11 protein-coding genes and 1 pseudogene are annotated in these 19,975 nt (G+C 72.6%); 4 read left to right on the forward strand and 8 right to left on the reverse strand.

From position 1 onward, the window contains the following. Positions 1–105: 105 nt before the first annotated feature. Positions 106–1,842, reverse strand: coding sequence for a DHA2 family efflux MFS transporter permease subunit (locus tag B056_RS0132215; protein ID WP_154677351.1), 1,737 nt, complete (start codon positions 1,840–1,842; stop codon positions 106–108). Between the two features lie 150 nt (positions 1,843–1,992). Here B056_RS0132215 and B056_RS0132220 point away from each other — a divergent pair, with 150 nt between their 5' ends. Further along, positions 1,993–2,466 carry a MarR family winged helix-turn-helix transcriptional regulator gene (locus B056_RS0132220; RefSeq protein ID WP_018505969.1) on the forward strand — a complete coding sequence of 158 codons (474 nt, stop codon included), beginning with the start codon at positions 1,993–1,995 and terminating at the stop codon, positions 2,464–2,466. Here B056_RS0132220 and B056_RS0132225 read toward each other — a convergent pair. From B056_RS0132225 to B056_RS0132235, 3 genes are all read right to left on the reverse strand, one after another. Continuing rightward, positions 2,377–3,225 carry an NUDIX hydrolase gene (locus B056_RS0132225; protein ID WP_026240394.1) on the reverse strand — a complete coding sequence of 283 codons (849 nt, stop codon included), beginning with the start codon at positions 3,223–3,225 and terminating at the stop codon, positions 2,377–2,379. The genes B056_RS0132220 and B056_RS0132225 overlap by 90 nt on opposite strands. 134 nt (positions 3,226–3,359) lie before the next feature. Next, a complete protein-coding gene (locus B056_RS0132230) occupies positions 3,360–4,505 on the reverse strand; it encodes a thiolase family protein (protein WP_020572828.1) in 1,146 nt (381 codons plus the stop codon). A 286-nt stretch (positions 4,506–4,791) separates the two neighbouring features. Next, positions 4,792–6,042 (reverse strand): cytochrome P450, encoded by a 1,251-nt coding sequence (locus B056_RS0132235; RefSeq protein WP_026240395.1) that lies wholly within the window; start codon positions 6,040–6,042, stop codon positions 4,792–4,794. A gap of 266 nt (positions 6,043–6,308) precedes the next feature. Between B056_RS0132235 and B056_RS0132240 the strand changes: the two genes are divergently transcribed. Further along, positions 6,309–7,574, forward strand: coding sequence for a cytochrome P450 (locus tag B056_RS0132240; protein ID WP_020572829.1), 1,266 nt, complete (start codon positions 6,309–6,311; stop codon positions 7,572–7,574). Positions 7,575–7,587: 13 nt separating this feature from the next. Here the strand turns inward: B056_RS0132240 and B056_RS0132245 are convergent, their stop codons facing one another. Beyond that, complete coding sequence (locus B056_RS0132245; protein ID WP_018505974.1) at positions 7,588–8,541, reverse strand: SDR family oxidoreductase; 954 nt, start codon at positions 8,539–8,541, stop codon at positions 7,588–7,590. A gap of 46 nt (positions 8,542–8,587) precedes the next feature. Here B056_RS0132245 and B056_RS0132250 point away from each other — a divergent pair, with 46 nt between their 5' ends. Then, positions 8,588–9,154 (forward strand): TetR/AcrR family transcriptional regulator, encoded by a 567-nt coding sequence (locus tag B056_RS0132250; protein WP_018505975.1) that lies wholly within the window; start codon positions 8,588–8,590, stop codon positions 9,152–9,154. Positions 9,155–9,210: 56 nt separating this feature from the next. On the opposite strand, the gene B056_RS0132255 is transcribed toward B056_RS0132250, so the two are convergent. Further along, positions 9,211–10,761, reverse strand: a complete 1,551-nt coding sequence (locus B056_RS0132255; protein ID WP_018505976.1) for an MFS transporter — start codon at positions 10,759–10,761, stop codon at positions 9,211–9,213. Positions 10,762–10,901: 140 nt separating this feature from the next. Then, a complete protein-coding gene (locus B056_RS38845) occupies positions 10,902–17,468 on the reverse strand; it encodes a wHTH domain-containing protein (protein ID WP_018505977.1) in 6,567 nt (2,188 codons plus the stop codon). A gap of 399 nt (positions 17,469–17,867) precedes the next feature. On the opposite strand from B056_RS38845, the gene B056_RS0132265 reads away from it, so the two are divergent. Then, positions 17,868–19,154, forward strand: coding sequence for a hypothetical protein (locus B056_RS0132265; protein ID WP_018505978.1), 1,287 nt, complete (start codon positions 17,868–17,870; stop codon positions 19,152–19,154). 114 nt (positions 19,155–19,268) lie between these two features. Here the strand turns inward: B056_RS0132265 and B056_RS0132270 are convergent. Further along, a pseudogene (locus B056_RS0132270) lies at positions 19,269–19,934 on the reverse strand (NADPH-dependent F420 reductase); the annotation flags it as partial. Positions 19,935–19,975 lie beyond the last annotated feature (41 nt).

A 19,975-nucleotide genomic window follows, 5' to 3' on the forward strand; every position in this document is an offset into this window, starting at 1 on the left:
GGCCGAGCATACCGACGGGCTGGTTCACGGCCCGGCCGAGCACGGGACCCTCCCCTGGCACGACGCGCCGCCGCCTGGCGGACCAGGTGGGACGGTCTGGCACCGTCACACGCCTGTGTCGGGGGCCGGAGTGCCCACCGGGACGTACTCTCCCTTCCCGGCCGGCTCGTCCTGCCCGTTCGCGTCCTGCCCGGCGGCGGTGTCGACGGCCGGTCGCTCATCGGCGCCGGCGGCGGCAGCGCCGGCCGGTCGCTCATCGTCCGCAGCGGCGGGAGCGGCGGTGGGCTTCCGGGCATGGCGGGGCAGAAAGACGCTGGACACGAGACCGAGCACGGTCAGGCCGACGACCCACCAGAACGTGGCGCCGAAGGCATGAGCGATCTTGTCCGCGACCGTCGCGGGCAGGTCCGTTCCTTCGGATGCGTTCAGCATGCCGCCGTCCGAGCCGGGGAGCCGGCCGGTGATCCCGTGCTGTAGCTCCACCGCGAGCAGGGCGGTGGCTATGGAGCCACCGACCCGCTGCAGAATGTTGAGCGTCGTGGTGGCCCGCGGCACGGCGGTGGGCCGGAGCGTCACGTAGGCGGCGCTCATCGCCGGCATCATCGAGGCTCCGAAGCCCAGGCCGCGCACGAACAGCAGCGCCCCGAGCACGACCGTGTCGGTGTGCGCGTCGACCTGCGTGAAGGCGACCGTGCCGAGCAGGCAGACGGCCATCCCGACCGGTACGACGTAGCCGGCTCCGCGGCGGTCGGCGATCCGCCCGGCGATCGGCATGCCCATCATCGCGCCCACCCCCTGCGGGACGAGCGACAGGCCGGCGGCGAGCGCGCTCTGCCCGCGGGCGACCTGGAAGTACAGCGGCAGCAGGAACATCCCACCGAACAGGCCGGCGCCGACCATGAACGTGGTCACGCCGGCGACGGTGAAGACGCGGTCACCGAACAGGCGGAGGTCGAGCAGTGCGTCCTCGCGGCGCAGGGCGTGCACGACGAAGGCCGCCAGCGCGACCACGCCGGCCGCGACGCTGATCTGGACCTTCAGCGAGCCGAAGCCGTCACCCGAGCCGGCTTCGGACAGGCCGTAGACGAGGGCCGCGAGGCCGGGTGAGATCAGCAGCAGGCCGGGGACGTCGAGCCGGTGGTGCGACTGCCCGCGGTCCTCGCGCGGCAGCACCCGCCACGACGCGACCAGCGCGACCGCCCCGATCGGCAGGTTGACGAAGAAGATCCAGCGCCAGTCGAGGTTGTCGACGAGCAGGCCGCCGATGACCGGGCCGAGGATCGGGGCGACCAGCGCGGGCACACCGATGAGGTTCATGACCCGGCCGATGCGCTGCGGGCCGGCGGCGCTGGCCAGCAGGGTCATGCAGATCGGCATGATCATGCCGCCGCCGAGGCCCTGGAGCACCCGGAAGGCGATCAGGCTGCCGGCCGACCAGGCGGCACCGCACAGCGCGCTGCCGGCCAGGAACAGCACCAGCGAGATGTTCCACATCCGGGTCGCGCCGAACCGCTCGACCGACCAGCCGGTCAGCGGGATGACGACGGCGAGGGCCAGCAGGTAGCCGGTGGACACCCAGGAGATCGTCGACAGCGAGGCGTCGAAGTCCCGCCCGAGGGTGTTGATGGCGACGGCCACGATCGTCGTGTCGAGGATGGCCATGATCGCGCCGAGGGTGACCGTGAGAGCGAGGCGGCGCAGCGCCGGATCGATCTCGGTCGCGTCAGGCGCGGCGGCTTCGAGCCCGGCGGGGCCGGGCCCAGCGGCTTCGGGCACGGCGGCGGCGACCGGTGCGGGGACCTCGGCGGGCGACACCCCCGCTTCGTGCGCTTGATCGGACACATGAGCTCCCGGAACGATGCGACGGACGGCCACCGGCTCCGCCGGCGGCCTGGTCGAGGCCCAGCATCCGTCGATAGTTGAGATCTGTCAAACATATAGTGGTAACAACTAAACCTTTACCGGCCGCCGCCGACCAGGTACCGTCAAGGAGTGATCGAATCGGCCGCGGGAGAGGCCTGGCGCGCCATGCAGGCCCTGGTGATGGGCGGCGAGGGGCACAACCGGCTGCACCAGATCTGCCAGGAGGTCGAGCTCACCCCGGCCGCCCTCAAGATGCTGCTGGTGCTCTCCTCCGGGGCCCGGCCCATGCGCGACCTGGTCAGCGCGTTCCGCTTCGACCCGTCCTACCTGACGGGCGTGGTCGACACCCTGGAGCGGCGCGGCCTGGCCCGGCGCGAGCCGCACCCGACCGACCGGCGGGCCAAGACGGTCACGGTCACCGACGAGGGCCGGCTGGTGGTGGCCCGGGCCCAGACGCTCATGGCCGTCCCGCCGGCGTCGTTCGACGTCCTCTCCCCCGCGGAGCAGGAGCAGCTATTCGGCCTGCTGCTGCGCGTCCTCGACGCCGAACCCGACATCCCCGCCGCGATGCGCCCCCAGCCGTTCGCGGCCAGCGGCGACTGACCGCGGGGCGCCGGCCGGCGGTGCCGCGTACCGGCGGACGATCGGCTCCAGATAGTCCGCCCACGGGCCGCCGAGAGCCGCCAGATCGGCCCGGGAGCGGACCAGGGCGATCCGGTCCAGTTCCGGATCGCGCCCCAGCGCCGTCTCCGCGGACACGAGGGCGTCGAACCGTTCACGCAGCGGGGACGCCGGTCCGGGCGGCGCGAGGAACAGGACACCGACGTCGCCGCGCTCCCCGCGCAGAACCAACCACAGCGGCAGGTCACCGAGGGGCACGTCGATGCCGGTCTCCTCGGCCAGTTCCCGAGCGGCATGGCGGCGCAGCGCGGCCACGTCGAGGGGCCGCGGGTCATCGGGTGGTTCGACCGATCCACCGGGCAGCTGCCAGCGACCGGGTGCCGCCGTCCACGACGCCATCCGCCCGATCAACAGGCTCCCGTCGTCGGTCGGCTGCACGACGCTGACGAACAGGGACGACAGCCCCGGGTTGGCACCCGGGACCTGCCGCAGGCCGTGAAACCGGTAGGTGGTCCTCGCCCAGGCGAGGACCAGGCTGTGGGGGCCGTCCCAGTCCAGCCCGGCGCACGCCACCACCGGCCCGTCGAACAGGCTGGGGTTGTCCCGCACCGCCTCGTCCCACACCCGGTCCATGGCCAGCCGGTCCTCAGGCGGCATCCGGGGCGGGGCTGCCTCGACCAGCCGGAGCCGGCGCACCTCCAGGAGTTCGACGCCGGGAGGCCGCGGGGACGGTTCACTCACCGGCCCATGCTGGCACGGCGGAACCGAGCCGCAACTGGATCACCGGCACGGCCGCCGGCTGCCCGGGCACCCTGGTTGTCAGGTTCCCGGGCTCTCGGGTGGAACGGAGCTCGCCCGGCCGGAGCGGCTCGAGGTCAGAGCAGCTCGAGGATGGTCGCGTTCGCCTGGCCGCCGCCCTCGCACATGGTCTGCAGGCCGTAACGGATCCCGTTGTCGCGCATGTGGTGGATCAGGGTGGTCATCAGCCGGGCGCCGGAGCCGCCGAGCGGGTGGCCGAGGGCGATCGCGCCGCCGTTGGGGTTCACGACCTTCGGGTCGGCGCCGATGTCGGCCAGCCAGGCCAGCGGCACGGAGGCGAACGCCTCGTTGACCTCGAAGGCGCCGATGTCGTCGAGCTTCAGGCCGGCCTTCGCCAGCACCTTCCGCGTGGCGGGGATCGGCGCGGTCAGCATGATCACCGGGTCGGTGCCGGCGAGGACGGCGGTGTGCACCCGGACGAGCGGGCGCAGACCCAGCTCGGCGGCCTTCTCGCTGGTCGTCATCAGCAGCGCCGCCGAGCCGTCGGAGATCTGGGACGAGTTCGCCGCCGTGATCACGCCGTCCGGCCTGAAGGCGGTCCGGAGCTGGGCGAGGCCCTCGACCGTGCCGCCGCGGCGGATGCCCTCGTCCTTGCTGACCACGGTGCCGTCGGCCAGGGTGACCGGGAGGATCTGCCCGTCGAAGCGGCCGTCGTCCTGCGCCGCCGCGGCCCGCTCGTGCGAGAGGATCGCGAACTCGTCGAGCTGGGTCCGGGACAGGCCCCAGCGCTGCGCGATCATCTCGGCGCCGATGCCCTGGTCCGGGAAGACACCGTTGTAGCGGGCCAGGTACCGCTCGCCGAAGGGGACCTTGCCCTGCAGGGAGGAGCCCATCGGCACCCGGGACATCGACTCGACACCGCCGGCGACGACCACGTCGTACTGCCCGGCGATCAGCCCGGCGGCGGCGAAGTGCACCGCCTGCTGGCTCGACCCGCACTGCCGGTCGACGGTCACACCGGTGACGGTCTCCGGCCAGCCGGCGCCGAGCGCGGCGTTGCGGGCGATGTCGAAGGTCTGCTCGCCCACCTGGCCGACGCAGCCCCACACCACGTCGTCCACCACGGCCGGGTCGACGCCGGCCCGCTCCGCGAGGCTCGCCAGCACGTGCGCCGAGAGATCCGTCGGATGCACACCCGACAGGGACCCATTGCGCTTACCGGTCGGCGTGCGGAGAGCCTCCACGATCACCGCGTCACGCATGACAGTCGCTCCTCAGAATCGGTACAGCTACTCGCTGGGTTCTCACCAGGGATCCGGCGCACAGGATCCCGCCACCCGCCGGGTGCGCGCGACGCGGAACGGGCGTGAGGCCCGTGGCAGCCACCATGACGGCGAGCCATTGGGAAGTAAACGTACACTTTCTTAGTGTCCGCGGCCATCCTCCGGGAGCCACGCCGAATCTCCTCAGTGTCCAGAACGCCTGGGCGGCACGGGGTAATCCGGGCCCGCCCCGAGCTCCTCCCCGGCCCACGCGAGGTCCGGGACCTCAGGTCCGTCCGGCTCGCGGACCACCATCCTGGCCGGTCTCCCGCGCCGCCGGGACGAGATCCCGGGAGCAGGTCACCGTCGCGCCGCGCAGCTCGTAGCTCATCAGCCCGTCGCACCAGGTCATGTCCGGGACGCGCGCGAGGCGCAGGTCGGGCAGGCGCATCAGCCGGTCCAGGAACACCCGGGTCTCGCCGATCGCCACCTGCGCGCCGGGGCAGCGGTGACTGCCGTCGCCGAAGCTCAGGTAGGAGCCGACCCCCTTCAACCGCCGGGCCCGGTCCGGGTCGAGCGCGTGCGGGCACTCGCCGACCGTCTCCGGGTCGACGTTCGCGGCGCGGATGCTCACGGCGAGCAGCTCGCCCTCCCGCACGGAGCCCACCCCGAGGTCGGCGTCCGCGGTCGCGCGCCGGTGCAGCATGGCGGCGACCGGCTCGAGGCGCAGGATCTCCTCGATGATCGCGGTCTGGTCGGCCTCGTCGCCCGCGGTGAACCGGGCGCGGAGCGCGTCGTCGTCGAACAGGTGCCAGGCCACCATCACGATGAGCTCACGGGTGGTCACCATCCCGGCGACCGCGTAGGTCATGCACTCGATCAGGATCGCCCTGTCGGGGTAGCCCTCGTCGATCAGGTGCGAGATGACGTCGTCCCGCCGCTCCCGGCGGCGCGACCTGATCGCGGGGCGGACGTCGCGCAGGAAGAACCGCATCGCGTGGACGGCGGTCAGCGCCTGGGCCCCGACCCGGATGGCGGGATGCATCCCGCGCAGCCGGGTGCCGAGCAGGGTCGCCTGGATGCGCCGCGCCATCGCGGCCTGGTCGCTGTCCGTCAGGCCGACGATCTCCGCCGCCACGGCGACGGCGAGCTGATAGCTCAGCTCGTCGAGCCGCCCGCCGCCGTTCGCCCGTAACCGGGCGAGCAGCTCGTCGGACGTCCGCTCCATGACCAGGCGGTGCCGGGTGCTGATGGCCTTGGGAGTGAAGAAGCGCGCGATCGCCGTCCGCCGCCGCCGGTGCTCCTCCCCGTCGAGGAAGAAGACCGGGCCGTGCTCGCCGCCGCCCGCCTGCAGCTGCTCGGAGCCGGCGCCCGCCTGCAGCATCGTCGCGCTGCGCAGGATGGCCCGGCCGAAGCCGAAGCCGCTCACGACCCGCGCCCCGGCGTCGGCGCGCACCCGCTGGGCGGCCAGCGCCGCCGACTTGCGGTCGTCACGGGTCGGGTCCATCGGGCACTTGGGAAGTTCGGTGGTCGTCACAGCCGGCTCCAGACGCTCACGAAGAGGGGCCCGAGGACACGAACGCGCGGATCACGGTGGACGGCGGAGCCGGGCCCACGGCGCTCGCGCCTCGTCAGGCGCAGCGTAACCCATTTCATGCACGGAGTCTTGCGTGAATCAGGGCCCGGTCGGGCCCGGACCTGATCGGTCGATTCGAGGCCCTTATGCGCGCCGAACGGCTGGCCGGCCGCGGACACAATGGCCACCGAGTTCCGCCGGCCCGAGCACCCCGTGGGGAGCCCTGTATGAGCACCGTCCAGACACCGTTGGCGGCTCCGCCCCTGTTGGCCGCGCTCACCGCCGCGCGCCGGATCGACCCGTACCCCACCTACCGGGCCATCCGCGAGTCCGACCCGCTGCCCGCGCTCGAGCTCGCCGGTCGCCGGATCACCCTGGTCACCCGGCACGCCGACGCCAGCGCCGTGTTCCAGAACCCGGCCTTCGGGCACGGGCACCGGGAGAACATCAGCCCCTTCCGCCCCGACGGCGACACCGACGACGGGCTGGACTCGCTGCTGCGGGCGGACCCTCCGCACCACACCAGGCTGCGCCGGCTGGCCAGCCGGGCCGTCACCCCGAGCGCCCTCGCGACGCTCACCGCCGACATCACCGCGTTCGTCACCACGCTCCTGGACGCCGCCCTGGCCGCCGGTGAGGTCGACGCCGTCACCGCGCTGGCCCAGCCGACCCCGCTGCGGGTGATCTGTCACCTGCTCGGCATTCCGGCCGCCGACGAACCGGTGTTCGGTGCCTGGGCGGCGGCGCTGATCCGCGGCATCGACCCGGACTTCCTGCTCACACCAGACGACATCGCCGCCCGCCGGCAGGCCCAACGCGAGATGGACGACTATTTCCGGCGCCTGATCGCGCGGGTCCGGACCAGCCCGGGAACGGACCTTCTCAGCCAGCTGGTCGAGATCCACCTCGGGGACGACACGCTGAGCGAGAGCGAGATCCTCGCCCTGTGCGCCGTGATGCTGGTCGCCGGGCAGGAGACCACGGCCAACCTCATCGCCAGCGGGATCCTCGCCCTGCTGCGCAACCCCGACCAGCTGGCGGTCCTGCGCGCGGACCCCGACCTCGTCCCCACCGCCGTGGACGAGATGCTGCGTCACGAGGCCCCGGTGCAGTTCCTCCCACGCACCGCCCTGCGCGACACCGAGCTCGGTGGACGGCCGTTCCGCCGCGGTGAGGGGGCCCTCGTGCTCGTCGGTTCGGCCCACCGCGACCCGGCGGCCTTCGCCGACCCGGACCGCTTCCTCGTCACCCGCTACGCCGCCGCCGCGGGCGGTTCGGCGGCCGGGGCCGCTCCGGTCGCCCGCCATTTCGGCTTCGGGCTGGGCATCCACTACTGCCTCGGCGCGGCCCTGGCCCGGCTGGAAACGGAGATCACCTTTCGGCTGCTCCTGGAGCGCACCAGCGGGCTCGCGCTGATCGGCGGCCCGCCGGTGTACCGCGACCAGAGCACCATCCGCGGGCTGCGGGAGCTGCCCGTCCGGCTTACCGCGTGAGGGACCGGGAGGATCAGTCGGACGTCTGGAAGTAGTGGCCCTGGTCGAGGTCCTCGACGAGGCCCTGCCGGGTCGGCTTCCAGTTCAGCAGTTCGCTGGTCAGGTCGTTGGCGGCGGGGCAGTCCGCCGCGAGGAACGGGGCGAGCCAGCCGAAGTGGTCACCGGCCCGCTCGGCGGGCACCGAGACCACCGGGACGCCGAGGCCGCGGCCGATCGCCTCGGCGACGACGCGGATGGGCACGCCCTCCTCCGCGACGGCGTGCAGCACCGAGCCGGCGGGGGCGCCGTCCACGGCGAGGCGCACGAGGTGCGCCGCGTCGAGCCGGTGCACCGCGGGCCACCGGTTCTCCCCGGCGCCGATGTAGCCGGAGACGCCGCGCTCCCGGGCGATCGCGACCAGCGTGGCGACGAAGCCGTGATCACCGGCGCCGTGGACCGTCGGGGCGAAGCGCACGACGGCCGTCCGCACGCCTCGCTCGGCGTAGGCCAGCGCCGCGTGCGCGCCGGCGATCCGCGGGTGGGCGCCCGGGTAGGCGCTGTCCCGCTCGGTTCCGACCCGTCCGGCCGTGAGCCCGAGGGTGCCCGAGGCGATGACGAGCGGGCGACCGCTGCCTTCGAGGACCCCGCCGAGCGCCTCGATCGCCTGGAGGTCGGTCCGCGCCGCCTGTGCCATGCGGGAGAAGTCGTGGACGTAGGCGAGGTGGACGACCCCGTCGGACCCGGCCGCGCCGGCACGCAGGCTGTCGGGGTCGTCGAGATCGCCGCGCAGCGCCTCGGCGCCGAGCGCGCGCACGGTGGCGGCGGCGGTGTCGGAGCGGGCGAGGCCGACGACCTGGTGTCCGGCGTCGAGGAGTTCGGGGAGGACGGCCGAGCCGATCCACCCGGACGCGCCGGTGACGAAGATGCGCACGAGGACCTCCAGAGGTCCGTCCACCGCGACGGCGGACGTGATGTCACTTGATGACATGACCCTAGCAGGCGATGTCAGCGTGTGTCATCACTAGAATCGGCGCATGGGGCGATGGGAGCCGAACGCGAGCGGCCGGCTCAGCGAGGCGGCGATGGAGCTCTACGTCGAACGCGGCTTCGAGCAGACGACCGTCGCCGAGATCGCCCAGCGGGCGGGGCTCACCGCCCGGACGTTCTTCCGCTACTTCACCGACAAACGCGAGGTGCTCTTCGCCGGCTCCGCCCTCCTGGAGGAGCACCTGGTCGGCGCGCTCGAGAGCGTGCCCGCCGCCGCGTCGCCGATGGCGGCCGTCGCGGCCGCCCTCGACGCGGCGGCGGCGCTGCTCGGCCAGCGGCGCGACTTCTCCCGGCGGCGCCAGTCCGTCATCGCCGCCAACGCGGAGCTGCGCGAACGCGAACTGATCAAGATGGCGTCGCTGTCCGCGGCTCTCGCCACCGGCCTGCGCGGGCGCGGCGTCGCCGATTCGGACGCCAGCCTGGCCGCGGAGGCGGGGATCGCCGTCTTCCGGGTGGCGTTCGAGCGCTGGGTCGACGAGCCGACCGACCGCGGCCTGGCGACGGTCATGCGCGAGTCGTTGGGGCAGCTGAGAGCCCTCACGGCCGCCAGCTGACCGCCGGGGCCGGCTCCGGCCCGACCGCCGCCCAGCGGCCGGGCCGGGCGGGCCGGTCAGCGGAGGGAGATGGCTGCCGTCACCGGCTCCGCCGGCCGCGCCGACGTGCGGGGCGCGGGGAGAACGACGTCCGAGTTCGGGGTCGCGGCGGGCTTCGAAGCGGCGTCCGCCGCCGGGGCCAGGCGGCCGGGGATGCCGATGGCGACCAGGCAGGCGACGAGGGCGGCGCAGGCACCGATCAGGAATCCGATGTGCATGCCGGCGAGCGACGGCACCTGCGACGATCCGAAGGTGACGGTCATGTTCGCCAGGACCACACCGATCACCGCGCTCGCGGTGGACGTCCCGATGGAGCGCATGAGGGTGTTGAGACCGTTGGCCGAGGCGCCCTCGGAGGCCGGGACGGACTGCATGATCAGGGTCGGCATGGCGGCGTAGGCCAGGCCGACGCCGGTGCTGGTCACGGCGCTGACGAGCAGGACGCCCAGTGGGCTGCCGGTCAGGGCGATGGCGAGGAAGTAGCCGGCCGAGATCACCGCCGAGCCGGCGATCAGCGCCACCTTCGGTCCGCGGGCGGTGATCAGCCGGCCGGCGAGGGGCGAGACGGCCATCATCACCAGGCCCGCGGGAGCCATCCACAGGCCGGTGGCGAGCAGCGACTGGCCGAGCCCGTGCCCGGTGGCCTTCGGCAGCTGCAGCAGCTGCGGGCCGATCAGCGACATCGTGTACATCGCGAAGCCGAGCATGACCGAGGCGATGTTCGTCAGCAGGACGGGGCGCCGGATGGTGGTGCGCAGGTCGACGAGGGGCGCCTCGGCGCGGGTCTCCCACCAGGTCCAGGCCACGAGCAGGGCCGCGGCCAGGCCGCCCAGGCCGAGGGTGGTGGTGCTGGTCCAGCCCCAGGTGCCACCCTTCGACACGGCGAGCAGCAGCGCGACGAGCCCGCCGGAGAGCAGGATCGCCCCGGGCAGGTCGAACCGGCCCGTGCCGCGCACCGGCGACTCGGGAACGACCCGCCAGATCAGCACCATCAGGGCGACGACGGCGACGGCCGAGCCCCAGAACAGCACGTGCCAGTTGGCCTGCTGGGCGACCGCCGCCGCGAGCGGCAGGCCGAGCGCGCNNCCGATNCCGAGCGAGGAGCTCATCAGCGCCATGGCGGGGATCAGCCGCTTCGCCGGCAGCAGGTCACGCATGATGCTGATGCCCAGCGGGATGATCGCGAGCCCGAGGCCCTGCATCGACCGGCCCACGACCATCGGCACCAGGGTGCTGCTCAGCGCGCAGACCAGGGAGCCGCAGCTGAGCACGAACCCGGAGACGAACAGCATCCGCCGCTTGCCGTAGAGGTCACCGAGCCGGCCGAACACCGGGTTCGCGACCGACGCGGCCAGCAGGGTGGCGGTGATCGCCCAGGAGGCGTTCGCCGCGTGCGTGTGCAGCAGCGACGGCAGCACCGGGATCAGCGGCACCATCAGGGTCTGCGTCATCGCGACGACGATGCCCACCGCGCCCAGGACGGCGATGATCGCGTTGACGGGCAGTGTGTCGTCCGCGCGGTGGACAGTGGCCGAGCCGCGGTGGCGGGTGTTCTTGATGGAGGCCATGCCTCCTCCCAACATTCGTTGCACAATACAAATATATGTATCATGCATATGGGGCGAAGGTCAGCACACGGCCAGGCGGCGTCGGTCACACTCCACACAGCGACGCCCGGATCGAGCCCGCCGGACCCGCGCCCGGTGCGCTAGGGAGCGGCTCGCAGCCCGAGCTCGGCCAGCCTGGCGATGATCTGGTCCGGACGCCGACGAAGGCGGTGTGAGGCCATCAGCACCTCGGCCCACGACACCTGTCGTTCCTGGTAGACGTCGTTCTCATCCCTGAGGAGCTCGGCGAGCGCCCGGTCCGCCCCGTCGATGACCGCCCCCCGGGCGGACGCGACGAGCGGCGACGTCGAGTACCCGAGCTCGGAGAACCTCCCGACGACGCGGTCGGGCGTCCACCGCAGACGGCCCGCCGCCGCGAGCACGTGCGCCATCGGCACCGGGCCTGGCCCGAGCCACGGGCCCGAGCCGTCGAGAGCCGCGCTGAGGAGGAGGCCGTCACGCGCCGACAGATCCGGCGGTGACGCGATCGGGGGCCTCGTCTCGTCCGGCACGGTGAACCCGAGCTTGGCGAAGCGATGCGCGACCTCGGCCGCCGGCCGCCCGGTGAACTCCGCGACACCGAGAACCTGCGCGATCGACAGTGTGTCGCACGCGGCCGGGCTGGCACTGTCGATCTCGGCGCCGTGAAACGCGACGGTCACGAACGCGCGCTCGTCCTGATCGAGTTCGGAGGTCGGTCCCGCCGCCGTGAAACCCAGCCGGGCATAGCGGGCCCGGACCTCGGCCACGTCGCAGGAGAGGTCACAGGCAGCCGAGTAGACGTACGCCAGCGGTACCCGGTCGCCGCGAAGCCACGGTGCCCCGCCGTCGAGATCCCGGCTCAGCAGGATGACGTCGACCGCGTCGACCTCGGTCGGCACCGGGTGCGGCAGATCCGCGACGGTGAATCCGAGATCGCCCAGGCGATCGGCGATCTCGGCCGGCGAACGGCCGGTCCGGCCGGCCGCCGCGAGGATGTGCCCGGTGCCGATCTCCCCGTCGGGTAGCCAGGGCGGCTCGCCGTCGAGCTCGCAGCTGAGTAGATCCAGGTCGTCCACGCCGATGGCGACGCGGGGCATCACCTCGACCTCAAGCCCTGGATCCTCACCGAGACCGGCCAACCACCGGGCGAGGCCGACCGGATCCCGACCGTGTCGCCACGCGGCGGCCAGCAGGGACGCCCGGCTGGCCCGGGCCCGGCCGCGCGCGCGGGCATCCGGCACGTCGAGGAGATCGATCAGCGTGCGGTCCTCGGCCGCGGTCAGGCGGACATCCGCGACCCAGCCGGTCTGGTAGCCGAGCTCGGCGAGTCGTCGGCCGACCTCCCGCGGCGACCGCCCGGAGTGGGCCGCCAACGCGATCACCTGCCCGCCGGGAACACCACCTGGCGGCAGCCAGGGGACCGCCGAGTCGGCCTTGCACGCGAGCAGCGGCGGGTCCGACGGGGTGACGGGCGTCGCGTCCCAACCGTCCGGATCCGCGACGGGCTCGCCGAGTTCCAGGAACCGCGCCGCTACCTCACAGGGACGACGGCGGATGCGGGCGGCAGCGGCGATCACGTGCGCGACCGCCACTCCGCCGACCGCACCCAGACCACCGAAGATGTTCCCGTCCAGGCCCGAACTGAAGATTATCGCGTCATCCGTGGTCATCTCGATTCCGGCGAGATCCGGTATCGGGATGGCGAGGTCGGCCAGCAGTGCTTCTACTTCCGAAGGTTGACCGCCGAGGGACTGAGCGAGCCCAAGAACACCAGGAATACCGACTGGAGCCCGCAACCACCCGAGAGTGAACCGGTCCCCGCGAATCCGAAGAAGCCGGTCATCGTCAATCTCGGACACGTTCGGGACGACGTAGCCCGCGGCGCGAAGATGCGCCGCGGTCCGCTCCAGACCCAGGCTCGCCTCGCGCGCCAGCTGATAGACGTCGACCCGGTCGAGCGGTCGTGATGTCGCCCGAAATTTGACCTGCGTTCCCATGCTCGGAAACAGATCGACCGGACTGCGGCCGTCCCGAACCGGCACACGGATGGTGTCGGCGATCGGAAAGCCCAGATCACGCAACCGCCCCGCACTCTCCAGCGCGTGGTTGCCGAGATTGCTCAGGAAAACCGCCGGCACGGGCTGCGCCGACAGCGCGCCAGTGGAGTCGCGACCGAATATCACCGCGTCATCAGGCCTGATCCCGGACCGTTCCAGACACCCGGTCGCCGGCGTCCGATACCCGAACCGGCGAAGCCGCGAACAGACGTCCCCGACACTCCTCCCCGTCTGGATGGCGGCCCGCACAACATGCGACAGGCCTACCCGGCCACCTGGCAGCGCACCACCGCGACCGTCCAGTGATCTGCTCAGCAGCACCAGGTCCAGCGGGTCGATGGTCATCGACTGGGTCGGTGCGGGCCGGACCTCGAAACCGAGCTCCCGGTAGCGGTCGCGGACCTCGGTGAACGAGAGCATCAGATGCTGGGTGGCTCTCGCCACCTGCAAGGGAGTCACATCACCCGCCGAGTAGAACATCGCCTCCTCGCCGTCCAGATCCGCACTGACCAGCTGAAGGTCGATGTCGCCCAACTCGTCGACGGCCACACCCTTCACACTCGCGACCGAAATCCCCAGACCCGACATCCGGTCGCGGACGCGCTGCGGCGAGGAGCGCAGCATCCCCGCCATGAAGACCACAGTGGAAAGATCGCCGATCGAATACCCGTAACGTTGTGAACCGTCACCTCGGACGCCCAGGATCACCATGTCACTCGGCAGCGCACGCCCGGAATCGCGCGTTCGCTCGGGATCCCCGGACCGGCCGACCACCCAGCCCCGCATCCGCGCGAACACGACCGAGTCCGACAGATCGGTGAGGTCGAAAGCCGTATATCGACCCGATCTGCCGGCCGGGGCAGGGACTGCCGACGGCAGCAGGTCGTGGTCGAACGCCAGACAGCCAACCTGTTCCACAGGCACAAGGTCGCCGTCCACACGGGTCCAGGACTCTCCGTCTGCGACCTTGCCCGTCATGACGGCATCGGCCACCAGCGGGAATCCCAGACCGAAGCTGGCAAGCCACCGCCAGGAGACATCAAAGGACGCGGCGGAACGCAGCACGGACAGCTCGCCTGTGAGCACCGCATCGATCGCGGAGCCATCCACGAACCTGCGGATCTCGTTGCGGTCCACGGAGAGCTCGGGCACCAGCGGTCCGGTCAGGTTGAGAACGACACCAAACGCCGTCCTGCCCACCCAGAGGCCGTCGGCGAGTACCGCCCCGGTGCCGTCACACCACCAGACACCGTTGTCAGCCATGACGATCTGAGTGGTTTCCCGACGCAGGGTGCTGGTCAACGGGTGTTCCATCCCGACCGGCGCCGAGTCGGCGAGCCGGCCGGCGGGCCAGAACTGCCGCGCCACCCCCTCCGTCGCGCGGGTGTCGAACTCGGCCACCCAGAGGATGCGGCGCAGGGTGTCGACACAGGACACCGGCGAGCTCTGCGGGTCACGGCTCGGATACAGGCGCACGGTGGTGCCGGCGTCCCGGCCCGGCCCGAGGTTGCGGATCCGGAAGAGGTTCCCGGGGCCGGCGATCGTCACCCGGAGGCGATCGCCGGGGCGGCCGTCCGGTCCCAGCCGGCACGTCTCCACGTCGATCTCGTCCGCGATCATGAAATAGCTGAGGACCCCCACCCCGAACCGGCTGTTCGGGTGGAACTCGACCGGAGGGTCGCAGGCGGCCCAGGCGACCATCTCCTCGACGACCTCCGGCAGGTCGACGGCCCTGGTCCCGGCCTCCGCGAAGACGTCCGAGAGCTCCCGCAGCCCCATGCCGATCCCGTTGTCGCGGCACTCGATGTAGGGAGCTCCGTCCGGTTCGAAGCCCTGCCTGAAGGTGATCTCACCCGCCCAGCCGGACGCCGCTGCGCCCGTCCGTTCCAGGTACTCCTCACGCGCGCGCCGGTACCGGCAGGCGTCCAGCGCATTCTGGTACAGCTCCCGGACGGCGAGCGCCCGGTTCGCGTAGAGCTGCTCGCCCATCAGCAGCTCCTGGACCTTGTCCTCGGCCAGCCGGAACTGGGCGCCGGCCGCGCTGTACACCGCCCGCCCGTTCACCTCTGCCGCGTGGATGCGGTCAGCGGTCGCGTGCGTGGGAAGAGCCGCGAGGGCCGGGGTCTCCGCCGTCGCGCGGTGCGCCTCGGCGAACAGGGTGTCGAGCGCGGCGACGTGGTGCTCGAGGGCCACCTGAACGGCCTGGTGCCCGCATCGGGCCGCCAAGGCCCGGCTCGAGCGGCCCCGGTGCTGCCACTCGGCGCGCCGGATCGTCTCCCGCAGCTCGTCCAGCCTGACGGGATCAGCCACCCCGAGGTGCTCGACCAGCACGCTGGGCAGCGCCGCCGGTTCGAGCGCCATCCGCTGTCCCGCGGCCAGCAGGTATCCGACCAGGCGTTCCCGCAGCGGCATCTCGTCGCCCGTCGCCGGTGCCACCAGCACCAGGTCCCGCAGCGCACCCGACCGACCGGGTCGGCCGAGGAAGGTGGGAGCGGCGCGCAGCGCGGTCAGCAGCTCCGCGAGCCGGCCCGGCAGGAACACCTCGCTCGCGACGGTCTCCACGCCCAGGCCGGTGAGCAGGTCGGCGAACGCCGTGCCCGCATAGGACGCCGACCTCGAGATGATCCACTGATGAGCGAGCCACCACCCGATCGCCGCCGCCGACTGCTGGTCGCCGCTGCGCCGGGCCCGCTCGGCCCGGCGCCGCAGCCGTGGGTGGAGGCGAAGGAAGGCTTCGAACTCCCCCCGCTCGACGTCGTCGGTCCACACACTCGGCGAGCCCGGGTGGGCAAGCGCCGCGCGGGCGACCAGGCGGGTCCAGACCGCCTGGTGCAGGAACGGCACGCTGACCAGCAGGGCCGCCTCGGCCGGAGAGAGCGCGTCCGCCTCCGCCGGCAGGCGGTTCACCAGGAACTCGACCCGCTTGGTCATCCGCGCCGCCAGGCCCGGGTCATGCCAGGGATCGCCGCGCAGCCGTCCCGCCGCGTCGTCGGATACCCGGCCCAGCCGCCCGATCAGCCGCAGGGTGCTCTCCCGCAGCTCGTCCCCCGCCCGCGGATCCCCGGCGGCGGCCTCCGCGCTGAGCGTCCAGGCGCTGTGCCGTTCGGCCACCGTCTGCCACGGATGGACGGGCCTGCCGGCCTGCTGCCCGACCGCGGCGGCGGGAAAGACCGTGAACAGTCGCGGATCGCGCGATGACGCCCGCAGAAGACAGGAGGGCGCGCGGCCCGACGTCCCCCGGCCACGTCCCGCGCCGCTGCCACTCCCCTGGTCACCGTGACCCAGGCTGGTGGTGAGGGCGGCGCGCAGCTCCTCGAGTCCCGCGGGCAGTGGCCGGTGCGAGGCGACGTCGACCATCGCGCGCAGCAGCGACGCCCGTCCAGCGCCGCCGGCCGTTCCGCCCGGCTCCTCCGTCCCGCCCGGCTCGGCGGGCTCACCCGGCCCGGCAGGCCCGACAGGCCCGAACGGGTCAGACGGGTCGACGTACAGGTAGGCGAGGTCGGTTCCAGCCGGGGTGTCCAGCGGCCCGCCGGCCCAGCCGGCCTCCGTGACCAGGTCGCGGACGTCGTCGTCGAAGGCCACCGCGGCGTCGACCACGACCAGCACTCGCGCGGCGGCGCTGCGGGACACTGCCTGAGTCCAGTCGACCGGTACGCACAGATCCCAGAACGGTTGGTACCCGACGGCCGCGTCGGACGGTACGAGGTAGTCCCGGCGCCCGCTGTGCACGCCGTGCCCGGCGAGTACCAGCAGCAGCGTGTCACCGGGCGCGGCGCCGCTGATGAAGGCGTGGATGGCGGATTTCACCGCACTCAGGCCGAGCCGGGACCGATCCTGGATCTCCACTCGGTAGCCGACGGCCTCCAGCGCCTCCACGGTGGTGTCGATCGCCTCCGTCACATCGGGAAGCGACGGCAGCCGGTCATCGTCATAGGCCGCGACCCCGACCAGCAGCGCACGGAATTCGCCTCCGGCCGCCGCGGGCGCCGGATCCGCGGCTTGGTGCACGAGCCGGCGGGCAGGCACGGCCGAGGTGTCGGCGCGCACCGGCTGACGTCGCCGAGCCGTCGTCGCCGCCGGTTCGGCCGCTCCGGGGAAGAGCGGCGCCACCCGCGGCGGAGGAGCCTGCGGCGGTATGGGCGTCGCGAGCGGTCCAGGAAACAGCGGCTCGTCCGAGGGCTTCGCGCGGCCCGAGACCGCGCCACGGATGGCGGTCAGCAGCGTGCTGCGCGTCGCCTCCGCCGGTTGGCCGAACAGGTCGACCGAGACCACCTGACCGAGCAGGCCGGGGCGGTCGCAGTCCTCGACGCGGACGGGCAGCAGTTTGCGCCGGGCACTGTCCGGATCTGCGACAACGGCGGCCTGCCACTCGTGCCGACCATAAACCGACTGTAGATAGGCGTCCGAGAGGATCGCGATCGTGCGCGTACCGAATTGCATTCCGTCCTGCATGGTCGCGGTCCAGTTGGAGCCAGCCACCATGTCCCACGCCTGGACCAGAACCCGAAACCCGGCGTCCTCCAGCTGCCACGCAATCCACTCGGCCCAGGCGCGATCAGCCTGCGTGTAGGAGACGAAGAAACTCCAGCGGTCGCCCGGAAGCGCCCCGCCGTTCCCCCCATTGTGCATATCGCGAATTATCCCAGGCGGAACCATCCCGGACGAAGGCCGGTCGCACGCCGGCGGCGGCCACAGTCCGGGCATCGACGGCGCCCGCCGTGACCAGCCCGCCCGGCACCAGCCTGAGCCAGCGGTCGCCGATCAGGATCTGGATCGTCAGGCGGCCGCACGGCGTGAGGACGGACAGCGCCGCGCACCCGACGTCGGCCGCCGTCGCGCCTCAGGGCGCGCCGTCGACCCGGCGCCTGTCGGGCGTTGCGCCGCCCGCAAATTGATGTCACGATACTGCCACTAAACCCCGGATCGAGCCCGATCGGGACCGCGAACCCCGTGGACGTCGACCGGTGGCAGCGTTCCCAGCCGACCCGGTCTTAATCCGGGTACGAACAACCAATAGGAGCCGTCACGATGGCACCGGCTGATGCCCGGGACCCCCGGCCAGTTCTCGCGACGCCCGCGCAGATCCTCGCCGAGGAGACCCTCCTCCAGCTGCTCGACGACCCCGCGCTGAAGAACGTGCGGGCCGAGCTGCACGCCGAGCTGGCGGCGACACCCCGGGGGCGGACGAAGTCGGGCGCGGCCACCCTCGACGAGGCGCTGTCGCTGTGGACGAACTCGCTCGTCCTGGCCGAGATCGGAAACTTCCTGCCGACCCCCGCGCAGCTGTGGGGAACGGACGACACGCCGCGTGAATGGCTCGGCCGTACGCTTCCCGGTGTCGGGACCTCGGGCGACAACCCGGACGCGCTCTATCGCAACGCCTTCTTCGACGGGGACCGGCGCTTCGAGGTCGTCGGCCAGTTCGACCTGGCGCGGCGGCCCGCGCAGCTCAACATCGAGCTGCACCGGGGAAACAAGGTCAGCCCCCCGCCGATGGATCTCGACAAGTCGGATCTGACGCCGCTGGCCAGCATCACCGACCGCGATCTGCGGATCGCCGCCGACGGGTCGTTCCGCATCACCATCGGCCCGGAGCCGGAGAGCCCGGTACATCTGCGGTCGGCGCCGGGCCGGCTGACGCTCGGTTCCCGCGACATGTTCGCCGACTGGGATCAGCGTCCGGTCCGCATGGAGCTGCGCGCGCTCGACGCCGTGCCGCCCGGCCGCTTCGACCCCGAGGAGATCGGGAAGGCGGCCCTGCGCGACCTTCCGCCCTACGTCCGTTTCTGGGCGAAGTTCCCGGAGCTCTGGTTCGGCGGCCTCAAGGGCAACAGGATCACCCCGGCCCAGGGCCGCAACGGCAGCATGGCGGGCTTCATCGCGGCGCTCAGCTGGGACCTCGCCGCGGACCAGGCCATCGTCGTCACCACCGATCCGGTCGGTGCCGCCTACACGGGCTTCCAGATGATGGACCCCTGGATGCTCAGCGCGAACGGCAAGAAGTCCCAGGTGTCCCTCAACCTGGGCCAGACCGCCCCGAATCCGGACGGCACCTTCACCTTCGTGCTGTCCCACGAGGACCCCGGCGTCGCCAACTGGCTCGACACCACCGGTCTCGACGAGGGACTCGGCCTGATCCGGTGGCAGGCGGCTCCGGTCGGCGCGACGATCGACACGAGCACCCTCGTGCGCGACTTCGAGGTCCTCTCGCTCGCCGAGGTGGACGCGCTGACCGAGCTCCCCCGCGTCACGCCCGAGCAGCGCGCGGCACAGCTGGCCGCACGGGTCCAGGGTTACAACAACCGGACCCGCTGAGGCCCGCTGCTCCCGCCGGCCGACGCCGGGGGCCCGGTCGGGTCCCCGGCCCCGCGCTCCCGCCGGCGGGGACCCGCCTCGAGGCGGGGCCCCGCGTACGCCCGCCGGACGGTGTCAGGCGCGGAACTCCTCCGGGCGTACGGGGGACGCGGCGGCCAGCGCCTCGACGGCGGCCGCGGCCCCGAGGTCCTTGCCGTACACCGGCGTGCCCGGCTGCTGGCGCCAGGACTCCTCCAGCGGGCCGCCGTCGACCGGGTCGAAGCCCAGCTGGTCGACCAGGTCGAACACCGTCCGCTTCCCCGGGCCGTCCGCGCCGGCGACGGGCAGCGCGATCCGCCCCTCGGCGCCCTTCGGGCGCCCGGACTCCAGCAGGTGCTTCCACCAGATCCCGTTGAAAACCTTGATCACCGGCGAGCCGATCTGCTCGGCGACCCACACGCTCTCCGGGGTGCCCGCCTCGATCGCGGCGATGCGTCCGTCCCGTTCCCGCGGGTAGTAGTTGTTCGTCTCGACCACCGGGGCGCCGGGCCTCGCGCCCTTGAGCAGTCCCGCCGCGAGGTCCGGGACGCGCTTCTGCGGGATGCTGAGGATGACGAGATCGGCGTCCTCGGCCGCCTCCGCCGCCCAGACAGCCGTCGCCCCGGTCTCCTGTGCGAGGTCGGCCAGGGTCTGCGGATCCCGGGAGTTGGCCACGCGCACCTGATGCCCCAGCGCGGCCAGCCGCCGCGTCAGCGTCCCACCGATCTGACCCGCCCCGATAATCCCGATCCGCATGGTTGGCTCCCTACGACGACGGCTCGAACACCGGGCCTCCGGCCCGC

The sequence above is a fragment of the Parafrankia discariae genome (assembly GCF_000373365.1).
Taxonomy (GTDB): domain Bacteria; phylum Actinomycetota; class Actinomycetes; order Frankiales; family Frankiaceae; genus Parafrankia; species Parafrankia discariae.